Raw genomic sequence first — 25,630 nt, 5'->3', positions numbered from 1 at the left:
TAAATTTACGTTGAGTTAGAGAAGGCAGGGTTTCAGTTCTCCAAGATTGCTTTACCTGTTAGTCTGACCTCAAAGAAAAGAGCATGTTTCCGGAAACATGCTCTTTTTTATTTCAGGCCCATGTGGTGGCAAAGCCCTTGCGCTTCAGGTTTTTCGAAATGGAACGCGATTTGCGTTTTGTCTCGATATCCGGCTGTGGCTTGCCGAAATACCACCCCTGCCCGTAATTGACGCCGAGGACATTGAGAACATGGAGCTGTTCCTTCGTCTCGACCATTTCGGCGATGGTACCGATATCAAGTTCCTGACAGAGGCGCGAGAGTGCCTTGAGGATGGCGGCATCACGCTTGTTCGTCAGCACTTCCTTGATATAGGTGCCGTCGATCTTGATGTAATCGACGGTCATGGCGCGGATATACTGGAAGGATGCCGAGCCTGATCCCATGTCATCCAGGGCGATCTCCATGCCGTTTGAGCGCAGGGTCTGGATGACATTTTCCGCCCGTTCCAGATCCTTGATCCGGCTGGTCTCGGTCACCTCAAGGCCGATATTCGCGCGAATTTCGTCATTGTCCTGATAGAGCGCCAGCAGATTGTCGATAAAGCTGTCGGATTCGAGCGAATAGCCCGAGATATTGAAGGCGAGCCGCGGCAGGACATCGCCGCGCTTCTGATATTCCAGCAGCTTGTCTTTCGTCTTCTGCGCGACGCCAAGATCGAGGTCCTGGATGATCCCCGTCTCTTCGGCGAAGGTAACGGTCTCATAGGGGCTTTCCCCGTCCTTGAAGCGCGAGAGAACCTCGTAATGATGAATTTCCTTGTCGGAAATCCGGACGATCGGCTGATACACCAGCTTGAACTTGTAATTCTGGAACACCGATTTCAGCGCCAGCATGCGGTTCATGGTTGTCTCAAGACGGTTGTCCATCCCTTCGGCCAGCGACTTGATATTGAAATCCTTGGTGTCGCTCTCGACGAAGCGGTTGATGACATACATCAGTGCCTGCGTCGCATCGCTGGTGGAAAGCTGCCCCTTCACAAGATCGATCGTGTTGCGCTGTACCGTGAGAGTGGCCTTCGGATCGGCCTCCTGTGTCAGCGTTGTGATCTGGTCTTCGAGGCTTTTTTCGTCCATCGAGCTGCTGTGCATGACGCCGTATTTGTCGTCATAGAGCCGGCCCGCGGAATCACCGCCGAGCGAATAGCGCCGCAGGAGAACGCCGATCCGGTCAAGAAACAGCGACATTTTCTCTTCATCCAGATGTTCCTGCAGCGTGGTCATGCCGTTCAGATGCAGCAGTGTCAGCTCGGCTTTCTGGCCCGAGGCGGCACTCGCCGCCAGATATTTGTCCGCGAGTTTCAGGAAGTCCTTGCGGTCGAGCAGGCCGGTGTCGCTGTCGCGATACTCCGCGTTGGAGCGAGCCGCGGCGACACTGGAAACATTCAGCGCAATATAGATATGCTCCTGATGCTTGGGCAGCTTGCAGGCACCGAGGATAGCCGTCACATTGGTCTTTGCCATTTTTGCGCCGACCGGGGTGATGCGATCCCCGAGCTTCATGGTTTCAAGAATTTTTGCAATGACGGCCTGGTCCTGCTGGGCCACGACGTCGGAAAAGGCGACGCCCTTGAGGTCCGCCATTTCATAACCGGTGATTCCCTTTGCCGCGCCCGAGGCAAAGACGACAATCCCGTTTTCGTCCAGTTCGATGAGCAAATCCGCAGCGGCAAAGGAAAAGGCGACAAAGCGTTCCTTTTCAGTGCGAAGCGTGTCTATTTTATTATCCTGTGTCACCATGCAGCCTTTTGGTTAATTCTGCTGCAGGTTACCCCGTCATTTATTAACAAATCTGAAAAATGGTGAAAAAAAAGCAATAAAAAAACCCGCGTTTCGGCGGGTTTTTCAAAATCATTGTGGTTAAGATCGCCTATTCCTCGTTTTTGGGCTTTGGCAGGACGGTCCGGATATGCAACTCCCGCAGGTTTTTCGGCGGCACTTCCGCCGGGGCCTGCATCATCAGGTCCTGTGCCTGCTGGTTCATCGGGAACAGGATGACCTCGCGGATATTCGGCTCGTCCGCCAGCAGCATGACGATGCGGTCGACACCCGGGGCAATACCACCATGGGGCGGTGCGCCATAGCGGAAGGCATTCAGCATGCCGCCGAAACGGTCTTCCACCACCTCGGCCTCATATCCCGCAATCTCGAACGCCTTCATCATGATATCGGGGCGATGGTTCCGGATGGCGCCGGACGACAGCTCGATCCCGTTGCAGACGATATCGTACTGATAGCCCTTGATCTCCAGCGGATCCATGGTCTCCAGCGCCTCAAGCCCGCCCTGCGGCATCGAGAAGGGGTTGTGGCTGAAATCGATCTTCTTTTCCGTCTCGTCATATTCAAACATCGGGAAATCGATGACCCAGCAGAAGCGGAAAACGCCTTTCTCCGAGGCATCAAGCTCATCGCCGATGCGAACGCGGGCCTTGCCGGCGATCTCCGCCGCGCCCGCCGCCTTGTCACAGGCGAAGAAGACGGCATCCCCCTCGCCCACACCGGTAATCTCGCGGATCTTGGCAATGCGCTCCTCATCGAGGTTTTTCGCGATCGGGCCCTTGGCCTCGCCATCCTTGAAGATGATATAGCCGAGGCCCCCGGCCCCTTCTTTCCGTGCCCAGTCATTCATCTTGTCATAGAAGCTGCGCGGGCGGTCCGCGGCGCCCGGCGCCGGAATGGCGCGAACGACGGAGCCCTTTTCGATATTCTTCGCGAACAGTCCGAAGCCGGAGCCGGTAAAGGGTTCGGTCGCATCGCTGATGACAATGGGATTGCGCAAATCTGGCTTGTCGGTGCCGTATTTCAGCATGGCTTCGTCAAAGGGGATGCGCTCGAACGGGGTGACGACCTTGCGGTCCCCCGCGAACTCCTTGAACACATTTGTCAGCACCGGCTCGACGGCCGCAAAGACATCTTCCTGCGTCACGAACGCCATCTCGATATCAAGCTGGTAGAACTCTCCAGGGCTGCGGTCAGCGCGGGCATCCTCGTCACGAAAACAGGGCGCGATCTGGAAATAACGGTCGAAGCCGGACATCATGATCAGCTGCTTGAACTGCTGCGGCGCCTGCGGCAGGGCATAGAATTTGCCCGGATGCATCCGGCTCGGCACCAGGAAGTCGCGCGCGCCTTCGGGCGAGGATGCCGTCAGGATCGGAGTCTGGAATTCCTGGAACCCCTGCCCCCGCATCTCGTCACGTAACGCAGAGATAATGTCCGAGCGAAGCACGATGTTCCGGTGCAGCCGTTCGCGCCGAAGATCGAGATACCGATGGCGCAGGCGGATGTCTTCCGGGTACTCCTGCTCGCCGAAGACCGGCATGGGCAGCTCTTCCGCCGCGGACTGCAGGGCGAATTCCTCGATATCCACCTCGATCTTGCCGGTCGGCAGGTTCGGGTTGATGGTCTCATCGCTGCGGGCAACAACCTTTCCCGTGATGGTGATGACGCTCTCTGAACGCAGGCTCTCCACCGCCTCGAAATTCGCGACATCATGCTCGATCACACATTGGGTAATGCCATAGTGGTCGCGCAGATCGACGAACAGCAGGTTGCCGTGGTCGCGCTTGCGGTGAACCCAGCCCGACAGGCGGACGGTTTTGCCAACATCACTCTCGCGCAGTTCGGCACAAGTATGGGTTCGGTAGCTATGCATGGATACTCTCTTAAGTCTTCGGGACCCGCCACGGGTCGGATTTGATAACGAGCGCCTGTATTACATGGTTTTTTGCCCGCCGCCAACCTTCCTTTATCGAGAATTATGGTCTATCCTGCAATGAATTGAGCTTTGCAACGTAACAAGTAACGTTTGGGTGCCTCCGGACGTGTTTTTGTTTGGAAAGGGCACTGGCAGTTAATGCAGATAATAAAAACAACGACCGCACTTCAGGAACTGGTCGACCGCTTCGCGGAACATCCCTATATCACCATCGATACCGAGTTTTTGCGGGAAAGCACCTTCTGGCCGATCCTGTGCCTTGTCCAGGTGGCGACAGAGGATGAGTCGGCGATTGTCGATCCGATGGCGGAAGGGATTGACCTCAAACCCCTGTTCGATCTTTTGCAGAATGAGACGGTGCTGAAGGTCTTTCATGCGGGCCGGCAGGACCTTGAGATTTTCCATCATCTGAATGGCGAGGTGCCGAAACCGATTTTCGACACCCAGGTTGCGGCGATGGTCTGCGGCTTCGGCGAATCCGTGGGCTATGACACGCTGGTCTCCAAGATCACCGGCAAGGGAATCGATAAATCCTCCCGCTTTACCGACTGGTCGCGCCGCCCCCTCTCCGATCGACAGCTCACCTATGCGGAGGCGGATGTCACCCATCTTCGGGAAGTCTATAAATTCCTCGCGGGCAAGCTCAAGGAGCGTGACCGCGAGGACTGGGTGATGTCGGAAATGGAAATCCTCCGGGCGCCGGAAACCTATTTCATTCCGCCGCAGGAGGCGTGGCAGCGCATCAAGGCGCGCAACAGCAATCCGAAATTCCTCGGCATCCTGCAGGCCGTTGCCGCCTGGCGGGAGGAACAGGCCCACAAGCAGGATATTCCGCGCAACCGCGTGGTCCGGGATGAGGCGCTGCTGGAAATTTCCTCCAATCCGCCGAAGAATGCGGAGGCCTTGTCCCATGTCCGCGGGATCGGCAAGAAATTCGCCGATGGCCATATGGGACGGGGATTGCTGGAAGCGGTCGATGCCGGGGTCAACCTGCCCGCCGATCAGCGCCCGACAGCGACGAAGAAAGCCCCGCCACAAAAGGGAACTGGCCCACTGATGGAACTGTTACGGGTTCTTCTTAAACTGAGATGTGAGGAGAATGAGGTCGCGCAGAAGCTGGTTTGCAATATGGCCGAGCTTGAACGGATTGCCGCTGAAGATGAGGCGGATGTGCCGGCGCTTAAAGGCTGGCGCCGCCGGGTATTCGGCGAGGATGCGCTGAAGCTGAAGAACGGGGAAATCGCCCTCTCTTCCGAAAACGGGAAGATCAGGATAATTTCCCTGTAACCACCTCTATTTGCGATTCAAGATCCAGCTCCGCCGCCAGATTTTCCATCTGGTTGACCACATGATGGCCGACCAGCGGCGACAGCGAGGTCGGGATTTTCAAGGTGATCGTCGAATTGGAGATTTCAAGGCGGGTTTGCGACAGAATGCCGATCGTCCCGCCGCTGATGGTATGGGAGAGACGCAGCGCCAGACCGATGATGAGCGCGTTCTTCGCTTCCTGATCGCTCAGGAGTCGCAGACAGTCATCCGGCGCCGGGCCTGAAAAATCTCCTTTATAACGGGCATAGACCGAGAGCGCGACCATGGCCCGCCCGCGATGGCCGATACCGTTGAAGGGCGCGCGGAAAATCCGCCGGAAGGCCTGCGCCGCGCGATAGTCGGAGTTGGCCCACCAGGCGATATCCGACAGCGTCGCCGCCGCCAGGGTGAGCCGCTTGCTCTTGCGGTCGGCGGGGCGCACCAGTTCCTTCAGCCAGTCGAAGATTTCCTCGCCATGCTCGGCGAAGCGGCCCTCGCTCGCAGCCATGTCGCGGCAGGCGTCCAGAAGCGGATCGCGCTTGCGAACGGATTTCTTCAGCTCGGAAAACAGCATCCCCTCACGCAGGCCATTGCCGGAGAAGACAAAGCCCGATGGCGTCACCTTGTCGATCAGCTCCTGCATGATGATCGCCGCGGTATGCATTGTATTGGCGCGGGATTTCGGGATGCCGTTGGCGTTGTACAATTCCTCCGGTGACATCGCGAGAATCTCATCCAGCAGCGCCGCCATCTCTTCCGCGCTCAGGCGATAGTTATGGATGATGGTAAGTGGATGGTTTGTCTTGATAATATGGTATTTGGCCAGCACGCGCCAAGCACCGCCGACGGCGTAGAAATCCTTGGCGGTCAGTTCCTCCAGCCACTCGGCCTTGGCGATTTTCTTGTTGATGAACTTGCGGAGCTTTTTCTCCGGCATGTTCATGTAGGAAAGGCGGAGGGCGCCAAGGGGCAGCGTCGCCGTTTCATGGATGCGGAAATCCGATATTTCCACCAGTTCCAGACTACCACCGCCGAGGTCCCCGGCGAGGCCGTTGGCGTGGGGAATGCCGGAGAGTACGCCGAGGCCGGAATAGCGCGCCTCCTGACGGCCACTCAGCACCTGGACATTGAGGTCGCATTGCTGTTCAATCTCGGAGACGAATTCCGATCCGTTGTCGGCCTCACGCACGGCGGCGGTGGCGGCGACCATCACCCGCTCGATCCCCATGTGATGGACCAGCGCGGCATAGCGGCGCAGCGCAGCAAGGGCATCGGCCATGGCCTTCTCGCCCAGCAGCCCCGTTGTACCGAGCTCCCTACCCAGGCCGCATAAAACCTTTTCATTGAATTTGGGAAGCGGCACCCGCTGGGGGCCGTCAAAAACGACCAGACGGACCGAGTTTGACCCAATATCGATGACGGCAGTAGACTTGTCGGACACCTTGACGACAGGGTCCAGTTCTCTATCCCGTTCTTCCATCAAATTCTGATACCTGGACTTCGAAAACCAAAAAAATCTAGCTTGGCGGAACAAGCTTCGGTACAGGTTCCTTTACAAGCAAAGCCTTGCCGCGTCCAGACAAAGACGGATTGGTCATGAAATAATTATGGGCCGAGAAGGGTTTGCCCTCACCCGAAATACGCTCATATTCGCCGTTTTCCAGCAATTTCCAGCTTTGCTGTGTGTCTTTCAGGCAGACGACCATAATCTGATCGAGCACCTGGCGATGAATGGTTTCGTTGGTGACGGGGATAAGTGTCTCCACCCGACGGTCGAAGCTGCGCTGCATCCAGTCGGCGGAGGAAATGAACACCTTGGCCTCGTCCGAGGGCATCTTGTTCCCTGCCCCGAAACAGACGATGCGCGAATGCTCGAGGAAGCGGCCGACGATGCTGGTGACCTGGATATTCTCCGACATGCCCTTGATTCCGGGCCGGAGGCAGCAGATGCCGCGGATCACCAGCCGGATATCGACTCCGGCGTTGCTGGCGCGATAGAGGGCGTCGATAATGGTCGGATCGACAAGGGAGTTGAGCTTCGCCCAGATGGCCGCCGGTTTCCCGGCCTTGGCAAACTCGATTTCCGCCTCGATCATCTCGATCAGGGAATTGCGCAGGCTGTAGGGCGAGAGGACAAGCTTCTGCAGGCCCTTCGGCTTGGCATATCCGGTCACGTAATTGAACATCAGTGCGACATCCGTCGCGAGTTCCGTATCGGTCGTGAACATTGAGAGGTCGGAATAGATCGTCGCGTTCACCGGATGATAGTTGCCCGTGCCGAAATGCATATAGGTCTTGAGGTTCGCGCCTTCCCGCCGGACGACAACCGACACCTTGGCGTGGGTCTTGAGATCGATAAAGCCGTAGATCACCTGCGCCCCTGCCCGTTCCAGATCGCGCGCCCATTTGATATTCGCGGCCTCGTCAAAGCGGGCTTTCAGCTCGATCAGCGCAGTGACGGACTTGCCCGCCTCCGCCGCCTCGATCAGGGCGTTAACGACCGGGGAATTGGTCGATGTCCGATACAGCGTGTGCTTGATCGCCACCACATTCGGATCGGCCGCCGCCTGCCGCAGGAACTGGACCACGACGTCGAAGCTCTCATAAGGATGATGGACGATGAAATCCTTGTTGCTGATGGCAGCGAAGATATCCCCGCCGGTATCGCGCACCCGCTCGGGGTAGCGCGGCGTGTAGGGCTTGAAACAAAGGTCGGGCCGGTCGGCGGTGATCAGCTGTGACGTATCGGAAAGCCCCAGCAGGCCGTCGACGACAATGATAGCGCGGCCGTTCAGGTCAAGTTCAGTGCTGAGATAGTCGATAAAGGCCTGCGGCATTTCCCTGTCGACCTTGAGGCGGATCACGCTGCCCCGGCGTCGTCGTTTCAGCGCCGTTTCGAACAGCCGGACGAGATCTTCCGCCTCTTCCTCAACCTCGATATCGCTGTCGCGCACGATGCGGAACATGCCCTTGCTGGCCACTTTGTAGCCCGGAAAGAGATGATGCAGGAACAGCATCACGATATTTTCAAGGCTGATAAAGCGTATTTTTGGTCCCGGCAGCCGCACGAAGCGATCCAGCGCCTGCGGCAGCAGCAGCAGCGCCTTCAGGTTGCGTTCGGATTCTTTACGCACGAGTTCCAGGAACAGGCCGAAGCCGAGATTCTGGATAAAGGGGAATGGATGGGCGGGATCGAGCGCCATGGGCGTCAGGACCGGATAGATCTGGCGCCTGAAATATTCCTCCAGCCAGGCATGCTCCTGCTTGGTGAGTTCCTTCGGTGAAAGGACATTGACCCCACGGTGGCGGAGCTCCTGCGTCAGGCGGTTCCATTGCTGGTTCTGCTCCCCGATCAGGAGGGCGGCCTTGTGATCGACCTGCTCAAGCTGTTGCGTCGGGGTCAGGCCGTCATCGCTGAGGGTCTTGATGTTGGCCTTGATCTGCCCCCACAGACCGGCAACGCGCACCATATAGAATTCATCGAGGTTGGCGGCGGAAATCGACAGGAAGCGGAGCCGTTCGAACAGCGGGTGCGCCGTATTCGCGGATTCTTCCAAAACCCGCCAGTTAAAGGACAGCCACGACAGTTCGCGGTTGATGAGGCGCTCCGGGCTTTCCAGAAGGCTCAGCCTGTTTTCCTCTGTTTCCTTGTCCGCGCTCTTGATTTTTGTCGACATCTACACCCTGCCCTATCCAGAAATCCTACCTGTTCCGACAATATATAGGGCCTACATCATCGAATTATGACAAAGGCTGTCATAAATTATATCCCTGAAACCTTAGCCAAAGCTGAACGGCGGCGATTATTCCACCCGTGTCCAGACCTGTGTCTTGCAAAAGATCATTACACATCCGTCCACTTCCAGCTCATCCGGCTTGGTCAGGGTCAGGGTGGAGGAATAGGTCTTGCCATCCTTGGGATTATAGATCGTGCCGTCATCCCATTCATTCTTTTTCTCTTGTATAAACCCCTTAAGAATCTCAAGACCCTCGATCGGCTGTCCGCGCAAGCTAACATTCTCATTCTTGATGTCCGTCTTGGCGATCTTCTTTTCGGTCAGCGGCTCTTTCAGCCAGATGATCTTGCCGCAGAATTTGTTCCCGCAAGGCTCTATTTTTACGTGGCTTTCTCCGTCCACGGTTGACCAGACGCCGGTCACATCCTGGGCTGCGGCGGGCAAGGAGAACAGGAGCGCCAGGGCGAGCACGGGAAAGAGCAGGAAGTGTCGTATCATATAGTCTCCGGTCGATTTAACATCCCTACAATGTACCCGGAAAGGCGCCGCCATCCAACAGGATATTCTGACCGGTGATGAAGCCGGCCTTGTCGCTGCAGAGGAAGGCACAGGCCGCGCCGAATTCCTCGGCGGTGCCGAAGCGTCCGGCGGGATTGCCCGCGGCGCGTTCTTTTCGGATATCCTCGATCGACTTGCCGCTTGATTTGGAGACGGCGGCGAAGTTCCCGCGCAGCCGGTCTGTATCGAACGGTCCTGGCAGCAGGGCATTGATCGTGACATTGTCGATGACGGTCTTGCGGGCAATTCCGGCAACGAAGCCCGTCAGCCCCGCCCGCGCGCCGTTGGAGAGACCAAGAATGTCAATCGGCGCCTTCACCGCACTGGAGGTGATATTGACGACGCGGCCGAATTTCCGCTCCCGCATGCCATCGACCGTGGCCTTGATCAGCTCAATTGGCGTCAGCATATTGGCGTTCAGCGCCTTGTGCCAGTCATCCAGCGTCCAGTCATGATAGTCGCCGGGCGGCGGACCACCGGCATTGTTGACCAGGATATCCGGCTCCGGACAGGCCTCAAGCACCTCGGTCCGGCCTTCCGGCGTGGTGATGTCCCCGGCAATGGCGATCACCTCGACCGGGCTCTGGTCGCGGATATAGCTCGCGGTTTCCTCCAGCGTGCTTTTGGTGCGGGCGGTGATGACGAGATTGACCCCCTCCGCCGCCAGCGCTTCGGCGCAGCCGCGGCCAAGTCCCTTGCTGGAGGCGCAGACAATCGCCCATTTTCCTGATATTCCGAGATCCATTTTCTATTCCTGTTCTTCCCTGAAAACCTCGCGCAGGAGCGAGACCGTTATTTTTCTTTTTTTGGCGAGAGCGCTGTTGTCGAGGAGCGTGACGAAGCGCCGCGCCTCGGCGAAGGACCGCTCCAGCCGCCGGACGATATAGTGAATGACTTCCGGCGTGACGGCAAGTTGCCTGTCGGAAAAAAGTTTGATCACCAGCGCCGAAAACAGAGCATCGTCCGGCTCGGCAATGCGGGCGACGGGGATCGTGCCAAGGCGGGACTGAAGATCGCGCAAGGAGAGGTTCCAGCCACCGGGCGGTGTCCGGGAGGTGAGCAGCAGGCTGCCGCCCCGCTCCTGTATGAGGTTGTAAAGATGCAGCAATGCCTCTTCATCGATCCCCGGGCCGACATCCTCGATCACGAGGGGTGTCCCGGCATGGCGGCTGAGCGCCTCGATATCCAGCGTTGCAAGGTCCTCTGCACTCAGGGCCTCGGCGCCGCTCTGTGTCTGCCAGACGTTTGCGAGATGTGACTTGCCGCAGCCTTTCGGGCCGACCAGCAGCAGCACCCGTGTCGGCCAGTCCGGCCATTTGTCAATCCAGGCGACCGCATCTTCATTCGCCTCGGTGACCAGAAAGTCATCCCGGCCCGTCGCCGCGCGAAAGGAGAAATTCATCGGTATCTGAGAGGGTTGCATCGAATTTCTCAACTATCGCCTTGATCCGGATGATGGGCGTCATAGAGCGGGCTCTGGAGATACTGGTCGATGGCGAAACGGCTGAGCACGCCGATAACAGCGGCCATCGGCACTGCGATGAGAACCCCGACGAAGCCGAACAGGCTGCCGCCCGCCAGCAGGCCGAACATGACCCACACCGGATGCAGCCCGACCTTGCCGCCGACCAGATTGGGCACCAGCACATAGCCTTCCAGTATCTGTCCGATGATGAAAATGCCGACGACCAGGCCGATCATGATATAGTCGGGCCAGAACTGGATCAGCGCCACCCCGACCGAGGCAATAAAGCCGATGATCGCGCCGACGAAGGGAATGAAGGAGATCAGCCCGGTGATAATCCCGATCAGGAAGCCGAATTCCAGCCCCGTCAGCATCAGCGCGATACTGTAATAGACGGCGAGGATCAGGCAGACCAGTGCCTGCCCGCGCACGAACCCGGCCAGCACATCATCTATCCGTTTCGCCAGCATGCGGATCTGTGCCGCATGTTTCTTGGGCAGCCAGCTATCGATCCGTTCGACGATATGATCCCAGTCCCTGAGAAGGTAAAAGGCGACTACCGGGGAGATGACGAGCAGGGTAATAATATTGACGAAAGCAAGCCCGCCATCGATGATATTTTCGGAAAACGTCGCCAGTTTCTTCACCATTTCGCTTACGTACTGTCCGACGGTATCGTTGAATTCCTGATTCTGCCGCCAGGCGGGAAGATCGACAAAGCGGTCAATGAAGGGCATCAGAAAGTCACGGACATTTTCGTAATATTCCGGCAAATGGTTCAGCAGGCCCATGACCTGGTCGATCAGGATCGGGATGACCAGGACGAAGGCAATATTCACCAGCACGAGGAATAGCCCGATGATGAGCGCGGTCGCCGCCGTGCGGCTCATTCCCTTCTCTTCCAGCCGGTCGGCCACGGGGTCGAGGAAATAGGCGACCCCCATGCCGAGCACGAAGGGCAGCAGGATATCGCTGAGCAGGACCAGGAACAGGACAAAGGCGACAAGCGCAATTACCCAGAACTTCAATTGTTGTTTCAGTGTCATAGGTTACTCCGGTTCCCTTCAGGCATTTTGCCGCGCCCATTGCAGAATATAGGCGATGCCCGACAGGACAGTGGTGGCGGCGACAATAAAGACAAACAGCTCGATCCCCTCGGTAAAGCCGATTTCAAATCCCATATCGCCAAGAACGAGGGACGCGAGGGCAATCTGGCAAAAAGTGTTAAGCTTGCTGAGCTTCGACGGGACAATGGTGACGCTGAGATCCATCAGCGACGTCAGGATAATGCCGCCGACAATCAGCACATCCCGGCTGACCACCAGAATGACGAGCCAGCTCGGCAATCCGTTCTGGATACCGAGCGTGATATAGATTGACACCAGCAAAAGTTTGTCCGCCAGCGGATCGAGATAGGTCCCGAGTGGGGTGACGAGGTCGAACTGCTTGGCGATCAGCCCGTCCAGGGCATCGCTGATGCCGGCAATCACGAAGACGATGAAGGCCGCATACATCTGGTTTGCCAGAATCAGCCAGACAATCGCGGGCACCATTATCATGCGGATCAACGTGATACTGTTGGGGATATTCAACGCACTTTCCAAACTGAGATAAATTATTAAGAATCAATATATTACCGCATTTACTTCGGATTGAGTGTCCAGTATCCGCCCTGATCCGCAAGGGTCAGGTCCTGCTGGGCCAGCGCCGCAGCCAACCGATCCATGTTGCCGACAAAGGTGACATACCAGAAGGCCTTTTCAACGGTGAGGTCCTTAACCTCGGTCTTGCTGACGGCCGACAGCCCCTGCACCTTTTCCTGAATGGCGAGCCAGTCGGCGAGACTGGAGATATCCGTCGTCACGGCCAGCGTATTTTCGACACTGAAATCCAGCACATTCTGGCGTTTCCAGTCTTCCTGCATCCGCGCGAGAAGATCAAATATGACGCTCTGCATCAGGGCTTCGCTGTCCTCGCTGCCCTTATAGGTCTGCACCGCGGGCGGGGTTTCCTGATCGGGCCGGATGCGCGTCACATCGAGGAGCAGCGTGCCGTCCGCATCGGTACGGGAGCGTGCCGTCACCACTTCGACCGCCGAGGCGCCGTAGATTTCCTGAATGGCAGAGAGTGCCGCCGGATCGAGATTGAGGGCCTCCCTCACATTGATTGCCTTGATATCCGTGAGGTCGCCCGCCGGGACGAGGACAGGCTGTATCATCGGTTGCGCCCAGTCATCGCGCAGACTATCCGGCTCCTGCGGGCGCAGGCCGTAATCGACGATATCCACCCAGACCGTGCGCCAAGGGTTGGGAAATTCCCAGAGATAGGCGCGCTCACCCTCCTGATAGACCGGCAGAATCAGGATCGGATCGGCGACAGATTCGCTGAACGGCAGCATATTGTTGCGGAGCAGCTTGCGCACATCGTCGCGCTTGAACTCGAATGTCAGGTCGGCGAGATAGCGCTGCGCCGAGGTCCGCTCGTTCGCCACCTGGAACGAGGCGACCAGTGGCGTGATCATGGATTCGTCCAGTTTCGGCAGGCTGCTGTGATACGGCATCGGCACCAGACGGCGGAACAGCGCATTTACCGCCCGTTCCTGCCCTTTTCTGACGGCAACCGTACGCGCCGCGGCGGCCGAGGACGCGGTTTCGTCCACCGAAATATCCCGCACGACATAGAAATTATCCGCGGCCCCGGCGGGCGCGACTGTCCCGGCAAGAGCGATCGCCAGCACAAGGGTGGCGAAAAGGCGCGAAAAGATTGGTTTTGGCTGTGTATCCGTCATTGCAAACCACTGGAAAAAAAGTATGTTGGCCCGATCATAGTCATAAACTCGGGTGCAGCATAACTTATGAAGACCGATAGCTCCAAAAAAAGTTACAGCTATAAAGAGGCAGGCGTTGATATTGTGGCCGGAAACTCACTGGTCGAGGCCATCAAACCCCTCGCCGCTGCCACCCGGAGATCCGGCGCAGACGCGGATTTGGGCGGTTTCGGCGCTATCTTCGATCCGAAGGCCGCCGGGTTCAAGGACCCCCTGCTCGTCTCCGCCACCGATGGCGTCGGCACCAAGCTGAAAATCGCCATCGATATGAACCGTCATGACACGGTCGGCATCGATCTGGTGGCCATGTGCGTCAATGACCTTGTGGTTCAGGGCGCCGAGCCCTTGTTTTTCCTGGATTATTTCGCAACCGGCGGTCTCGATGTCGCGGCGGCGCGGGATATCGTTGCGGGGATCGCCGAGGGCTGCAAACAGGCGGGCTGCGCGCTGATCGGCGGGGAAACAGCGGAGATGCCCGGCATGTATGCCAAGGGCGATTATGACCTTGCCGGATTTACCGTGGGCGCGGTGGAGCGGGATCAGCTGCTGAAGGCCGATAGCCTGAAGGCGGGCAATGTCCTCCTCGGTCTTACCTCTTCCGGTCTGCATTCCAACGGCTTTTCCCTCGTGCGCAGGCTGGTCGCGGATTTCAATCTCGACTATGCCGATCCGGCGCCGTTCGATTCGTCCCGCAGTTTGGGCGATGCGCTGATCGCACCGACGCGGATTTACGTCAAAAGCTGCCTTGAGGCGATCCGCGCCGGGCATATCCTCGCCCTCTCCCATATTACCGGGGGTGGCCTGTTCGAAAACATCCCGCGGGTTCTGCCGAAGAATCTCACGGCAAAAATCGATGCCAGGGCCTGGCCGCTACCGCCGCTTTTCAGATGGCTGGCGGAGACGGGCAATATCGCGCCGCGCGAACTGGCGACGACCTTTAACTGCGGCCTCGGCATGGTCGTCGTGGTCGATGTGAAGAATGTGGCAGCGGCGACGGCGATGCTTGAGGCCGCCGGCGAGACGGTCTACCCCTTGGGGGAGCTTGCCGCGCGCGAGGACGGCGAGGAACAGGTGGTCATTTCGGAGCTGGAAGAAACGTGGCAAAGCTGAAAGTAGCGGTCTTTATCTCGTCCCGCGGGACGAACATGCAATCGCTCGTGCGGGCCTGCCAGACGCCCGACTTCCCGGCGGAGATCGCCTGTGTGCTGTCCAATAACCTCGAGGCGGCGGGCCTTAAATTCGCCGCCGACAACAGCATCCCGACCCGCACCATCGACCATCGCGATTTTGAGACGCGCGAGGCGTTCGAGGCGGAGATCACGGCCTACCTTGAGGATTTGCAGATCGATCTGATCTGCCTTGCCGGGTTCATGCGGTTGCTGACGGAGGAATTTGTCAATCGCTGGCGGGACCGCATCCTCAATATCCACCCGTCCCTGCTGCCCGCCTTCAAGGGGCTGCATGTGCATGAGCGGGCGATCGAATCCGGCGCGCGCTTTACCGGCTGTACCGTGCATTTCGTCCGCCCGGAGATGGATAACGGGCCGATTATCGCGCAGGCCGTCGTGCCCATCCTCGAAAAGGACACGCCGGACGAGCTGGCAGCCCGCATCCTCGAGCAGGAACACCGCATCTACCCCCTCGCCCTCAAGCTGGTGGCGGAAGGACGGGTGAAAATCCACGGCCCCCGTGCTATGATCGAGCGGGCCCAGGAACAAACGCTCTCACTGTTGAATCCGAAGGTTGAAAATTTTTGAAATGCTTGTATTAATTGATTTCAAATCAACTTAAAGAACTTGTTTGGGATATGGATGAGGGATGGTTATGAAAATTCGATCTTACGTACATTATGTCCTCATGGCTGTTCTTTTTGCCCTGGCCGCTTGTAGCAACGTGATGGATCACAAGACCGATACTGTGAACATCGGTGCAATCTACAATCTGACAGGCGCACTGGGCTCGCTCGGTGTCCCTTCTTCGGAAGGGGCCGCCCTTGCGGTCGATGCGCTAAACGAGCGCGGCGGTATTCTGGGACGAGACGTCAATCTGGTACTCGTCGATGGTGAAACCAACCTTGATGTTATTCCGAAAAGAATGCAGCACCTGATCGAGACTACGGAAAACATGCCGGTAATTATTGGCGTCACCGGAACAGATTCGGCCCTGGCAGCTGCGCGCGTCGCCGCTGCGAATAAACGGGTTTTCATTACCTCGGGTGCCACCTCCACCTTGCTGCCAGCGGATGTGCCGACATATCTGTTTCTTGCCTGCTATGGCGATAACGTGCAGGCCGCCGTGGCCGCCGACTGGGCGATTTCGGACCTGAATGCCCGGACTGTGGCGGTCCTTTATAAAACCGATATGACCTATACCAAGCTGATCCGGAAGTATTTTGAAGAGGTCTTCAAGGAAAAGGGCGGTAAAGTCATTTTCAGCCAAGGCTATACTGCGGACAGCCTGAAGGACGTGATCGCACAACTACCCGCCGCCGATCTTGTCTATTTTGCGGCTGCGCCCGATGAAGTGGTCAAGGGAATCACGGCGATGCGCGCGACAGGTTACGCAGGTCCCATTGCCAGCGGGGACGGGTTTGATATTGATGAAGACTGGAAAAAGCTCCCGACGGAAGACAATTCCTTCTTCACGACCCATGCCGATGTAAGCGCCGCCAATACCAGCGCTGAAATGATTGCGTTTCGCAAGGCCTTTGCTGCCAAATATCCTGATCAGGAACCGAGTGCCTTCTCCGCGTTAGCATATGATGCGGTCATGCTTATGGCAGAGGCAACCGAGAAAGCAGGCTCGCTTGGCGCGGATGCAATTCAGAAAGCCCTGTCCACATTGCAGGATTACAAGGGCCTCACCGGCACTATTTCCTATCAGAACGGCAGCCGCATTCCGGTGAAATCCGTGGCATTGTTCAGGGTGAAGAACGGAGAGGAAGCATTCGTTCAGGAAATCTTGCCCGATTCCGTTCCTGCCCCCTGACCCGTTCCGGCTATCACTGTCGTTCTATTCGCGGACAGCTATATCCTTGCTGTCCTCGACGCCCATGAACACGGCAAGGATGCGTGTCGGTATATGCCCCGCGCCTATATTGCTGAAAAAGATTGAACCTACTATCATAGCGGCATGGCGAAGAAAGAGATAAACACTCAAAACGAGCGGCGCAATGTCGATACTTTCAAGCTCGCGGTGCATCGCACGGAACTGGCCAACCGCCGCACCCTGATGTCCTATATCAGGACGGCGATCGGACTGACCGCCGCCGCCATCGGCCTGATCCATTTCATTGATGAGCCCTGGCTGAGCCATGTCGGCTGGGGGCTGTTGCCGCTGGCGGTGATATGCCTGCTGGTCGGGCTCGATGATTACCACCGCGTCAGAAAATCGATCGATGCCGAAAAGCGCGACGGCGGCCTTTAATTTCCTGATTTAACGCATAAAAAAAGCCGGAGGCGGTGTCGCGCTCCGGCTTTTCTGAATGGGTTCTGATTAGCGTGAGTAGAACTCGACGATCAGGTTCGGCTCCATGACGACCGGATAGGGCACGTCAGAGAGTTTCGGGATCGCGTTGAAGGTGCCCTTCATCGCCTTGTGGTCAACCTCGATATATTCCGGCACGTCGCGTTCGGCGCTTTCGGAAGCTTCCAGAACGAGGGCCATCTGCTTGGATTTCTGGCGTACCTCGACAACGTCGCCCGGTTTCACCTGATAGGAGGCAATATTCACCTTGCTGCCGTTCACGGTCACATGGCCGTGGTTGACGAACTGGCGCGCGGCGAAAACGGTTGGCACGAACTTCATGCGGTAGACAACTGCGTCCAGACGCCGTTCCAGCAGGCCGATGAGGTTTTCCGATGTGTCGCCCTTCAGGCGGACAGCTTCCTCATACAGGCGGCGGAAGCCCTTCTCGGTGATGCTGCCGTAATAGCCTTTGAGTTTCTGCTTGGCGCGGAGATGGATGCCGAAGTCGGAGATTTTTCCGCGGCGGCCCTGGCCATGCTGGCCCGGTCCGTATTCGCGGCGGTTCACCGGGCTTTTCGGGCGGCCCCAGAGATTCTCGCCCATACGGCGATCGATTTTGTATTTCGCTTGAATGCGTTTGCTCATTTACTTGATCCAGTTTTCGATTTCAGGAAAAAGGCATGCCGACGAGGCTTGCACAAGCCGCGCATAATAGGTTTCGCGGGCCGGTTGTCAATCCTTTTCCGGCGCTTTTTTGCCGTTTAGCCGCTCAAGAAAGCCGAGAATCTCGTAACTCACCCGTTCCGGGGCTTCATGCGTGACCCAATGGGTGATTCCGGGCAGCCGGACAATGGTGAGATCATCGATGAAATTCTCCAGCCCGTCGAGATTTTCCGGGACCAGCATTTTATCCCCCTCTCCCCAGACAACGAGGGTCGGCACCTGCACCCGGAATGCCTCGGGATCGAGGCCGAAACTTTGTCCCTTGGTCTGCTCCGTCGCCGGAACCAATGGGGACGCGCGGTAGTAATTCAGCATCGCCGTCATCGCGCCGGGCTGCGTCCAGGCGGTCTTGTAGGCAAACTCGTCCGTCTCCGTCATCTCGCCGGTCGGGATGAGGTCACTGAACGTCCAGTCCCAAAGCTGCTTGCAGTCCTCTGCCAGCAGTTCCGTCTCGACATCCGGGATCTGGAAGCGGGCGATATACTGGCTGTGCGCGATCTGCGCGTCGTGATGACGGAGCAGTTCGGCAAAAAGAAAGGGATGCGGCCCGTTGAGGATGACAAGGCCCTTCACCCGCTCCGGATTGGCGATGGCGACGGCCCAGGCGATGGCCGCGCCCCAGTCATGGGCAACGAGATAGAATTTTTCGGTCCCGAAATGATCCGCCAGGGCCAGAACGTCGCCGATCAGATGCTTGATGCCATAGGCCCGGATGCCGTCCGGCTTGTCGGAGAGGTTATAGCCGCGCATGTCCGGCGCCACCGCGTGATATGTCTCGCCAATCCTCGGAATCTGGTCTTTCCAGCAGTACCAGAATTCCGGAAAGCCATGCAGCATGAGCACCAGCTCGTCATTCTCCGCCCCGCATTCCGCATAATGCAGCGTGATGTCGCCGAGTTCCGCCCGGTCATGCTTTATCGCCGTCATCCCTGTTTTCCTTTACCTTCATGGTCAGGCCCTTGATGATGCCCTGAAAGGCGCGCACATCGGATTCCATCAGCCCGAGCCGCTGGAACATATTGCGCATATTCTGCAGGATGACCTGTTTTCGCTGCATGATCGGATCGAAATACCCCCGCGCATTGAGGTCCGTCTCGATCCGCGCGAAAAGATAGGCAAGCTCCGCCTTGTTGGCGGGGCGTTCCTCGTTAAGGATGCGGACGGGCGGTGTCTCGTCGCCCGCCTGAAACCATTCATAGGCGACCAGCAGCACGGCCTGTGCGAGATTGATGGAGGAAAAATCGGGATTGAGCGGGACCGAGATGATGCTGTCCGCAAGGGTCACATCCTCCTTCGAGAGGCCGACGCTTTCCTTGCCGAACAGGATGCCGGTTGCGGTGCCGGTGGCCGTATGATCGCGAAGCTCCGCCGCTGCGGCCCGGGGTGTTGCGATCTTCTTGATCACGTCGCGCGGCCGGGCGGTGGTGGCATAGACATGGTTGAGATCGGCGATGGCGTCCGCCGTGGTCGCATAGACGCGGGTGTTATCGAGCACGATATCCGCGCGCGAGGCCATGGCGACGGCGCGATCGTTGGGCCAGCCGTCGCGGGGCGCCACAAGGCGGAGGTCGATGAGGCCGAAATTCAGCATCGCCCGGGCCGCCGCGCCGATATTCTCGCCCATCTGCGGTTCGACCAGGATGATGGCGGGCATGGCGGCGTCCGTCATCGGCCGCTTACTTGCGGCCCGCCGGGGCGCCAGCGCGATAGAGCTTGTAGGTGATGCTGTCGATCAGCGCCGCGAAAGACGCATCGACGATATTGGGCGATACGCCGACGGTGAACCAGCGCTTGTTGGTCTTGTCCGTGCTCTCGATCAGGACGCGGGTCACCGCCTCGGTGCCGGAAGTGAGGATACGCACCTTGAAGTCCACGAGGCGCAGATCGTCGATATAGTCAGAAAACTTGCCAAGATCCTTGCGAAGCGCGCTATCGAGTGCGTTGACCGGGCCGTTCCCCTCGCCGACGGACAAAAACCGCTCCCCGTCGATGATCAGCTTGACCACCGCATCGGAGACGGTGAGCAATTCGCCCTTGGCATTATGGCGGCGTTCGACGGAGACGCGGAAGCTCTCGACATCGAAATATTTCGGCACCTGGCCGAGGCGACGCCGGGCCATCAGTTCGAAACTGGCGAGTGCGCCATCGTAGGAAAAGCCTTCGAACTCTCGTTCCTTCACCTCTTCCAGCATCCGGTCGACCTTCGGGTCCTTCGGATCGATATCGAGACCAAAATCCCGGAGCTGGGCGAGGATGTTCGACCGGCCCGCCTGATCGGAAACCAGCAGATGCCGTCTGTTACCGACCAGTTCCGGCGGCACATGTTCGTAGGTTTTCGGATCCTTCTCCACCGCCGAGACATGCAGCCCGCCCTTATGAGCGAAGGCGGCGGAGCCGACATAGGCCTGATGCCGGTTGGGGGAGCGATTGAGGATATCATCCAGCAATCTGGATATGGCGGTGACATTCTTCAGCCCTTCCTCCGTGATGCCCGTATCGATCGTCGATTTGAACGGCTCCTTCAGCATCAGCGACGGGATGAGGGAGATGATATTGGCATTACCACAGCGCTCCCCAAGGCCATTGAGGGTGCCCTGCACCTGCCGCACGCCGGCCTTCACCGCCATCAGCGTATTGGCGACGGCATTTTCCGTATCGTTATGGGTATGGATGCCGAGATGGCTGCCGGGGATATGCTCGATCACCTCGGTGACGATGCGTTCCACCTCGTCCGGCAGCGTACCGCCATTGGTATCGCAGAGCACCATCCAGCGGGCGCCCGCGCCATAGGCGGCCTTGAGGCAGGCAATCGCGAATTCCGGGTTCGATTTATAGCCATCGAAGAAATGTTCCGCGTCATACATCGCCTCCCGTCCCTGCCGGACGATCTCGGCGATGCTGTCGGCGATCAGCTCCAGATTTTCCTCCATGGTGATGCCGAGGGCGACATCGACATGGAAATCCCAGCTCTTGCCGACGATGCAGACGGCGGGCGTCTTGGCATCGAGAATGGCACTCAGCCCCGGATCGTTGGAAACACTGCGCCCCGGACGGCGGGTCATGCCGAAGGCGGTAAAGGTTGCGTGTTGCAGCTCGGGCGGATTGGCGAAAAAGGCCGTGTCGCCGGGATTGGCCCCGGGCCAGCCGCCCTCCACATAGTCGATCCCGAGATCGTCAAGCGCCTTCGCAATGGTCGTCTTATCCTCGACACTGAAATCCACGCCCTGCGTCTGCGCCCCATCGCGCAGCGTTGTGTCAAAAAGATAAAGTCTTTCCCGTTCCATTACATTCTCTTCCATGTGGTGCCGCCCGGTCCGTCTTCGAGGATAATGTTTGCAGCTTTTAACTCATCACGAATTTCATCGGCCCGCTTGTAGTTCTTTTGCTTTTTTGCTTCATCGCGTTCCGCAATTAGTTCTTCAATTTTCTCATTCCAGAACGTAAAATCACCAACCGCTTTAGATCCGCTTTTTTCAGTAAATTCTCTGGGAACACTCACCACAATATCGCCGCGACCCTGAAACCATTCTTTAGGAGTCATACTTAATAAACCCATAAGCTGGCCGCTAGCGATTAGTTGTCCTTTTAGTCGAGATTGCTCAGCTTTATTTTTTTCTCGCCGCAACTGCTTGCCTAAATTCTGTATCTTGAGAAAAGCAGCATAAGTATCGAGATCATCAGACAGTGCCGACACAACTTCGGGGTTTGGCTCAAGTGGCCCAGTTTTAACGTCGTCAAAATCTTTGAGAACAATATAGAGCTTGTTCATTTCAGTTTTGGCTTGCTCTAACCCGTAGTCAGTCCAATTCAAGGGCTTTCGATAAGGGGTTTTGAGCATATACAGACGAATAGCTTCACCTGGCGCTTCTTCCAGCACACCTCTAACAGTGCGGAAATTACCAAGCGATTTTGACATTTTTTTGCCATCGACCATAAGAAAGCCGTTATGCACCCAGTATTTGGCGAACGGCGCGCCGTCATGGGCGCAGCAGCTTTGCGCGACCTCGTTTTCGTGATGCGGGAAGATCAGATCACGCCCACCCCCATGGATATCAAAGGTAATGCCGAGGGTCGCCTCGCTCATGACCGAGCATTCGATATGCCAGCCGGGACGACCACGCCCGAAGGGGCTGTCCCATCCCGGCATCTCGCCGGTGGACGGCTTCCAGAGGACAAAATCGGCAGGATCCTTTTTATGTGGGGCAATCTCTACGCGGGCACCCTCAATCATTTCTTCGCGGTTGCGGCCCGACAGCTTGCCGTAATCGGCCATGCTGGTGACATCGAAGAGAACATGACCCTCCGCCTCATAGGCGTGGCCCTTTTCGATGAGTTTGGAGATCATCTTGATCATGCCGTCGATATGTTCGGTCGCGCGGGGTTCAAGGTCCGGCGGCAGCGCATTCAGCGCCGCCATATCGTCATGATAGGCCTGGGTCGTGCGGCTGGTCAGCGCGTCGATGCTTTCGCCGTTCTTTGCCGCCGCGTCGATGATCTTGTCCTCGACATCGGTGATGTTGCGGACATAGGTCACCTCATAGCCCAAATGCCGGAGCAGCCTTGCGAGCACATCGAAGATCACCACCGGGCGCGCATTGCCGATATGCGCACGATCATACACCGTCGGCCCGCAGACATACATCCCGACCTTGCCCGGCTCCATGGGCACGAACTCTTCCTTCTTGCGATGGGCGGTATTGTAGAGATGCAGGGTCACAATTCTTCCTTAAACTCAGTCGGTGGCGGCGTTCAGGCGCGCGAGTATATTTTCCCGGCCGATCAGGGGCAACAGATTGTTCATTTCCGGCCCGTGCGGCTGTCCGGTCAGCGCGAGACGGAGCGGCATGAAGAGCGCCTTGCCCTTGGCGCCGGTCTTCTCCTTCACCGCCGTTGTCCAGGCTTTCCAGGTCTCGGCCGTGATCTCGCCCGCGGGCAGTTCCGCCGCCGCAGCATGCAGGAAATCCGCATCCTCGATCACCGGGGTCATCGGTCCCTTGATTGCCCGCCACCAGAGTTCCGCGTCCCGCAAAGTCGAGAGGTTGCCGCGCACGGCGTTCCAGAACGCCTCGTTCGCGCCATGCAGGGAAATCCGCTCCTGCACCTTGCTCCAGCTTGTCTCATGAAGGAGCTTGGCGTTGAGATTGGCGAGTTCCGCCGGATCGAACTTGGCGGCGGCGCGGCTGAAGTGGGTGATATCGAAACCGTCGATGACCGATTGCAGATCATGGCAAATCTCGACATTGTCGGAGGTGCCGAGCCGCGCGAGCAGGCTGTTGAGCGCCATGGCCTCGATCCCGTTCTCGCGCATCTCGCGGAGGCTCTGGCTCCCTTCGCGCTTGGAGAGCGGTCCGCCATCGGGGCCCATCAGCAGCGGGATATGGCCGAAGGTCGGGATATCCGATCCCAATGCCGTGAAAATCTGGATATGCAGCGCCGTGTTGCTGACATGATCCTCCCCGCGGAGGACATGGGTAATGCCGAAATCGATATCATCGACGACGGAGGGCATGTGATAGAGCGGTCGTCCGTCCGAGCGGATCAGGACGGGATCGGACATGCTGGCGCCATCGACCTCGACGGTGCCGCGCACCAGATCCTCCCAGCGAATGACCTCCTGATCCAGCTTGAAGCGCCAGTGCGGTTTTCTGCCCTCGGCCTCGAAGGCAGCAACCTCGTCTTTCGTAAGCTTGAGGGCCGACCGGTCATAAATGGGCGGCTGTTTGCGGGCGAGCTGGCGCTTTCGTTTGTAATCGAGTTCTTCTCCGGTCTCATAACAGGGATAGAGCCGTCCCGCCTGTCTCAGGGTCTCGAACGCATTCGTATAGGCGGCGGTGCGGTCCGACTGTTTCTTGAGGTCCGACCATTCCAGCCCGAGCCATTTCAGATCCTCCTGGATGGCGTCCGCATATTCCTCGGTCGAGCGTTCAAGATCGGTGTCATCGAGGCGCAGGATCATCTCGCCACCGTCCTTTTTGGCGGACAGCCAGTTGATCAGGGCGAGCCGGGCATTGCCGACATGCAGATATCCGGTCGGACTCGGGGCAAATCTGTAAACAGAGGTCATCTTTTGTCCCTGAATCCATTGGTGATCGGGTAGCGCCGGTCGCGGCCGAAGCTCATGGTCGAAATCTTGACGCCGGGCGGTGACTGGCGGCGTTTGTATTCGGCGATATAGAGCAGGTTCTGGATGCGGGCGATGGTATGGGCGTCAAAGCCCGCCGCCACCAGCTCGGCGAGGGATTTCTCCTCCTCCACCAGCCCGTGAAGAATACCGTCGAGGATTTCATAAGGCGGCAGGCTGTCCTCGTCCTTCTGATCCTCCCGAAGCTCCGCCGACGGCGGCTTGGTGATCACCCGCTCGGGCATGACCGGGCCGTCGGGGCCGCGGAACATCGGCGAATAATGCGTGTTCCGCCATTCGGAGAGCTTGAAGCAGGTCACCTTGTAGACATCCTTCAGAACCGAATAGCCGCCGCACATATCGCCATAGAGCGTCGCATAGCCAACGGACATTTCCGACTTGTTGCCGGTGGTCAGCACCATCGGTCCCAGCTTGTTGGAAATCGCCATCAGCGTCATGCCGCGCAGGCGCGACTGGATATTCTCCTCGGTGATATCCGCCTCGGTTCCTGCGAAGACATCGGCCAGCATCGTCTCCATGGCCTCGACCCCCGGTGCGATGGAGATGGTATCAAGCCGGGTGCCGAGCATCCTGGCGCAGCCCGCCGCGTCATCGAGGCTTTCCTGCGATGTGTATTTCGAGGGCATCATCACGCAATGCACCCGCTCCGGTCCCAGCGCATCGACGGCGACGGCGGCACTCAAGGCACTGTCGATCCCGCCCGAGAGGCCGAGGACGACGCCCGGAAAGCGGTTCTTCTCCACATAGTCCTTCAGGCCGAGGACCATGGCGTGATAGATCCGCTCCATCGGCGTGCCGGGATCGACCAGCTCGCTCGTCTCGCAGACCCAGCCATCGCCCTCCCGCCGCCAGTCGGTGATCAGCAGGCTTTCCTTCCAGCTTGTCATCTGCACCGGCAGCGAACGGTCCGCGTTCAGCACGAAGGACGCGCCGTCGAAGACAAGCTCGTCCTGCCCGCCGATCTGGTTGACATAGACCAGCGGCAGGCCGGTTTCCGTCACCCGCTCGACTGCGTGGTTGAGCCGTTCGTCCGATTTCATATGATCATAGGGACTGCCGTTCGGCACGATCAGGATTTCCGCACCTGTCTCGGCTAGGCATTCGGCAACCTCGGGGAACCACATATCCTCGCAGATCATGACCCCGAGCCGGACGCCCTTGAACGGAATGGGCCCGGGCAGCGGTCCGGCCTTGAAAATGCGGTATTCATCGAAGACGCCGTAGTTCGGCAGCTTGTTCTTGAAGCGGCGGGCGGCGATCTTCCCCCCCTCCAGCAGGCAGACCGCGTTATAGAGTTTCCCTTCCTCGACCATCGGCGCGCTCATCAGCATGGCGGGCCCGCCGTCGAGGGTCAGCTCCGCCAAGTCCTCCATCGCCTTCTGGGTGGCACGCTGAAAAGCAGGTTTACGGACCAGATCCTCGGGCGGATAGCCGCTCAGGAACAGTTCCGGATAAACGACGATATCCGCCCCGAACGCCTCCGCCTCCTCGCGGAAGGCACGGGCGAGTGCGACATTGGCGTCAAGGCTGCCGAGTGTTGGGTTGGCCTGGGCCAGCGCAATTTTCAATTGGTCTGTCATGAAGAATTTCTAACCCGCCTTGACGCGCGCCGCAATCGCCAGATCG

Annotated in this window: 22 protein-coding genes; 5 read left to right on the top strand and 17 right to left on the bottom strand. The window is 58.1% G+C overall.

The window, feature by feature from the left end:
- Positions 1-112: 112 nt before the first annotated feature.
- Both AAC599_RS17480 and aspS read right to left on the bottom strand, forming a co-directional pair.
- On the bottom strand, positions 113-1,795 hold the full coding sequence (locus AAC599_RS17480) for an EAL domain-containing protein (protein ID WP_340151695.1): 1,683 nt from the start codon (positions 1,793-1,795) through the stop codon (positions 113-115).
- 133 nt (positions 1,796-1,928) lie between these two features.
- Entirely contained in the window at positions 1,929-3,713 is a 1,785-nt protein-coding gene (gene aspS, locus AAC599_RS17475; RefSeq protein ID WP_340151694.1) for an aspartate--tRNA ligase, read from the bottom strand.
- A 201-nt stretch (positions 3,714-3,914) separates the two neighbouring features.
- On the opposite strand from aspS, the gene rnd reads away from it, so the two are divergent.
- Positions 3,915-5,063, top strand: a complete 1,149-nt coding sequence (rnd, locus tag AAC599_RS17470; RefSeq protein ID WP_340151693.1) for a ribonuclease D — start codon at positions 3,915-3,917, stop codon at positions 5,061-5,063.
- On the opposite strand, the gene AAC599_RS17465 is transcribed toward rnd, so the two are convergent.
- From AAC599_RS17465 to AAC599_RS17430, 8 genes are all read right to left on the bottom strand, one after another.
- Positions 5,044-6,564: a Ppx/GppA family phosphatase gene (locus AAC599_RS17465; protein WP_340151692.1), complete on the bottom strand. Its 1,521-nt coding sequence runs from the start codon at positions 6,562-6,564 to the stop codon at positions 5,044-5,046. The genes rnd and AAC599_RS17465 overlap by 20 nt on opposite strands.
- A 37-nt stretch (positions 6,565-6,601) precedes the next feature.
- Complete coding sequence (locus AAC599_RS17460; protein ID WP_340151691.1) at positions 6,602-8,761, bottom strand: RNA degradosome polyphosphate kinase; 2,160 nt, start codon at positions 8,759-8,761, stop codon at positions 6,602-6,604.
- 126 nt (positions 8,762-8,887) lie between these two features.
- On the bottom strand, positions 8,888-9,319 hold the full coding sequence (locus AAC599_RS17455; protein WP_340151690.1) for a DUF2147 domain-containing protein: 432 nt from the start codon (positions 9,317-9,319) through the stop codon (positions 8,888-8,890).
- 25 nt (positions 9,320-9,344) lie between these two features.
- A complete protein-coding gene (locus AAC599_RS17450) occupies positions 9,345-10,124 on the bottom strand; it encodes an SDR family oxidoreductase (RefSeq protein ID WP_340151689.1) in 780 nt (259 codons plus the stop codon).
- Between the two features lie 3 nt (positions 10,125-10,127).
- Positions 10,128-10,802, bottom strand: a complete 675-nt coding sequence (locus AAC599_RS17445; RefSeq protein ID WP_340151688.1) for a DnaA/Hda family protein — start codon at positions 10,800-10,802, stop codon at positions 10,128-10,130.
- 8 nt (positions 10,803-10,810) lie between these two features.
- Positions 10,811-11,890, bottom strand: a complete 1,080-nt coding sequence (locus tag AAC599_RS17440) for an AI-2E family transporter (RefSeq protein WP_340151687.1) — start codon at positions 11,888-11,890, stop codon at positions 10,811-10,813.
- A gap of 18 nt (positions 11,891-11,908) precedes the next feature.
- Positions 11,909-12,436 carry a CDP-alcohol phosphatidyltransferase family protein gene (locus tag AAC599_RS17435; RefSeq protein ID WP_340151686.1) on the bottom strand — a complete coding sequence of 176 codons (528 nt, stop codon included), beginning with the start codon at positions 12,434-12,436 and terminating at the stop codon, positions 11,909-11,911.
- A 50-nt stretch (positions 12,437-12,486) separates the two neighbouring features.
- On the bottom strand, positions 12,487-13,632 hold the full coding sequence (locus AAC599_RS17430; protein WP_340151685.1) for a DUF2066 domain-containing protein: 1,146 nt from the start codon (positions 13,630-13,632) through the stop codon (positions 12,487-12,489).
- A 66-nt stretch (positions 13,633-13,698) separates the two neighbouring features.
- Here AAC599_RS17430 and purM point away from each other — a divergent pair, with 66 nt between their 5' ends.
- The 4 genes from purM (at position 13,699) to AAC599_RS17410 (ending at position 17,097) form a co-directional block, all read left to right on the top strand.
- Positions 13,699-14,781, top strand: a complete 1,083-nt coding sequence (gene purM / locus AAC599_RS17425) for a phosphoribosylformylglycinamidine cyclo-ligase (protein WP_340151684.1) — start codon at positions 13,699-13,701, stop codon at positions 14,779-14,781.
- A complete protein-coding gene (purN, locus tag AAC599_RS17420; RefSeq protein WP_340151683.1) occupies positions 14,769-15,428 on the top strand; it encodes a phosphoribosylglycinamide formyltransferase in 660 nt (219 codons plus the stop codon). The genes purM and purN overlap by 13 nt, the downstream gene beginning before the upstream one ends.
- A 67-nt stretch (positions 15,429-15,495) precedes the next feature.
- Positions 15,496-16,659, top strand: a complete 1,164-nt coding sequence (locus AAC599_RS17415; protein ID WP_340151682.1) for an ABC transporter substrate-binding protein — start codon at positions 15,496-15,498, stop codon at positions 16,657-16,659.
- 144 nt (positions 16,660-16,803) lie between these two features.
- Positions 16,804-17,097, top strand: a complete 294-nt coding sequence (locus AAC599_RS17410) for a DUF202 domain-containing protein (RefSeq protein ID WP_340151681.1) — start codon at positions 16,804-16,806, stop codon at positions 17,095-17,097.
- 69 nt (positions 17,098-17,166) lie between these two features.
- Here AAC599_RS17410 and rpsD read toward each other — a convergent pair whose 3' ends face one another.
- The 7 genes from rpsD to AAC599_RS17375 all read right to left on the bottom strand — a co-directional run bounded on the left by rpsD (position 17,167) and on the right by AAC599_RS17375 (position 25,584).
- Positions 17,167-17,784, bottom strand: coding sequence for a 30S ribosomal protein S4 (rpsD, locus tag AAC599_RS17405; protein ID WP_340151680.1), 618 nt, complete (start codon positions 17,782-17,784; stop codon positions 17,167-17,169).
- 87 nt (positions 17,785-17,871) lie between these two features.
- On the bottom strand, positions 17,872-18,789 hold the full coding sequence (locus AAC599_RS17400; RefSeq protein ID WP_340151679.1) for an alpha/beta hydrolase: 918 nt from the start codon (positions 18,787-18,789) through the stop codon (positions 17,872-17,874).
- Entirely contained in the window at positions 18,770-19,531 is a 762-nt protein-coding gene (locus tag AAC599_RS17395) for an RNA methyltransferase (protein WP_340151678.1), read from the bottom strand. The genes AAC599_RS17400 and AAC599_RS17395 overlap by 20 nt, the downstream gene beginning before the upstream one ends.
- Positions 19,532-19,538: 7 nt before the next feature.
- Positions 19,539-21,161, bottom strand: a complete 1,623-nt coding sequence (gene cimA, locus AAC599_RS17390; RefSeq protein ID WP_340151677.1) for a citramalate synthase — start codon at positions 21,159-21,161, stop codon at positions 19,539-19,541.
- Positions 21,146-22,579, bottom strand: a complete 1,434-nt coding sequence (cysS, locus tag AAC599_RS17385; RefSeq protein WP_340151676.1) for a cysteine--tRNA ligase — start codon at positions 22,577-22,579, stop codon at positions 21,146-21,148. The genes cimA and cysS overlap by 16 nt, the downstream gene beginning before the upstream one ends.
- A gap of 15 nt (positions 22,580-22,594) precedes the next feature.
- Positions 22,595-23,926, bottom strand: a complete 1,332-nt coding sequence (gene gltX, locus AAC599_RS17380) for a glutamate--tRNA ligase (RefSeq protein WP_340151675.1) — start codon at positions 23,924-23,926, stop codon at positions 22,595-22,597.
- Positions 23,923-25,584, bottom strand: coding sequence for an NAD+ synthase (locus AAC599_RS17375; protein ID WP_340151674.1), 1,662 nt, complete (start codon positions 25,582-25,584; stop codon positions 23,923-23,925). Before AAC599_RS17375 ends, gltX begins: the two co-directional genes overlap by 4 nt.
- Positions 25,585-25,630: the final 46 nt, after the last annotated feature.

The sequence above is a fragment of the uncultured Sneathiella sp. genome (assembly GCF_963976355.1).
Lineage (GTDB): Bacteria > Pseudomonadota > Alphaproteobacteria > Sneathiellales > Sneathiellaceae > Sneathiella.
The sequence above is the reverse complement of the archived record's forward strand: the minus strand, read 5'-3'. Positions and strand labels throughout refer to the sequence as shown.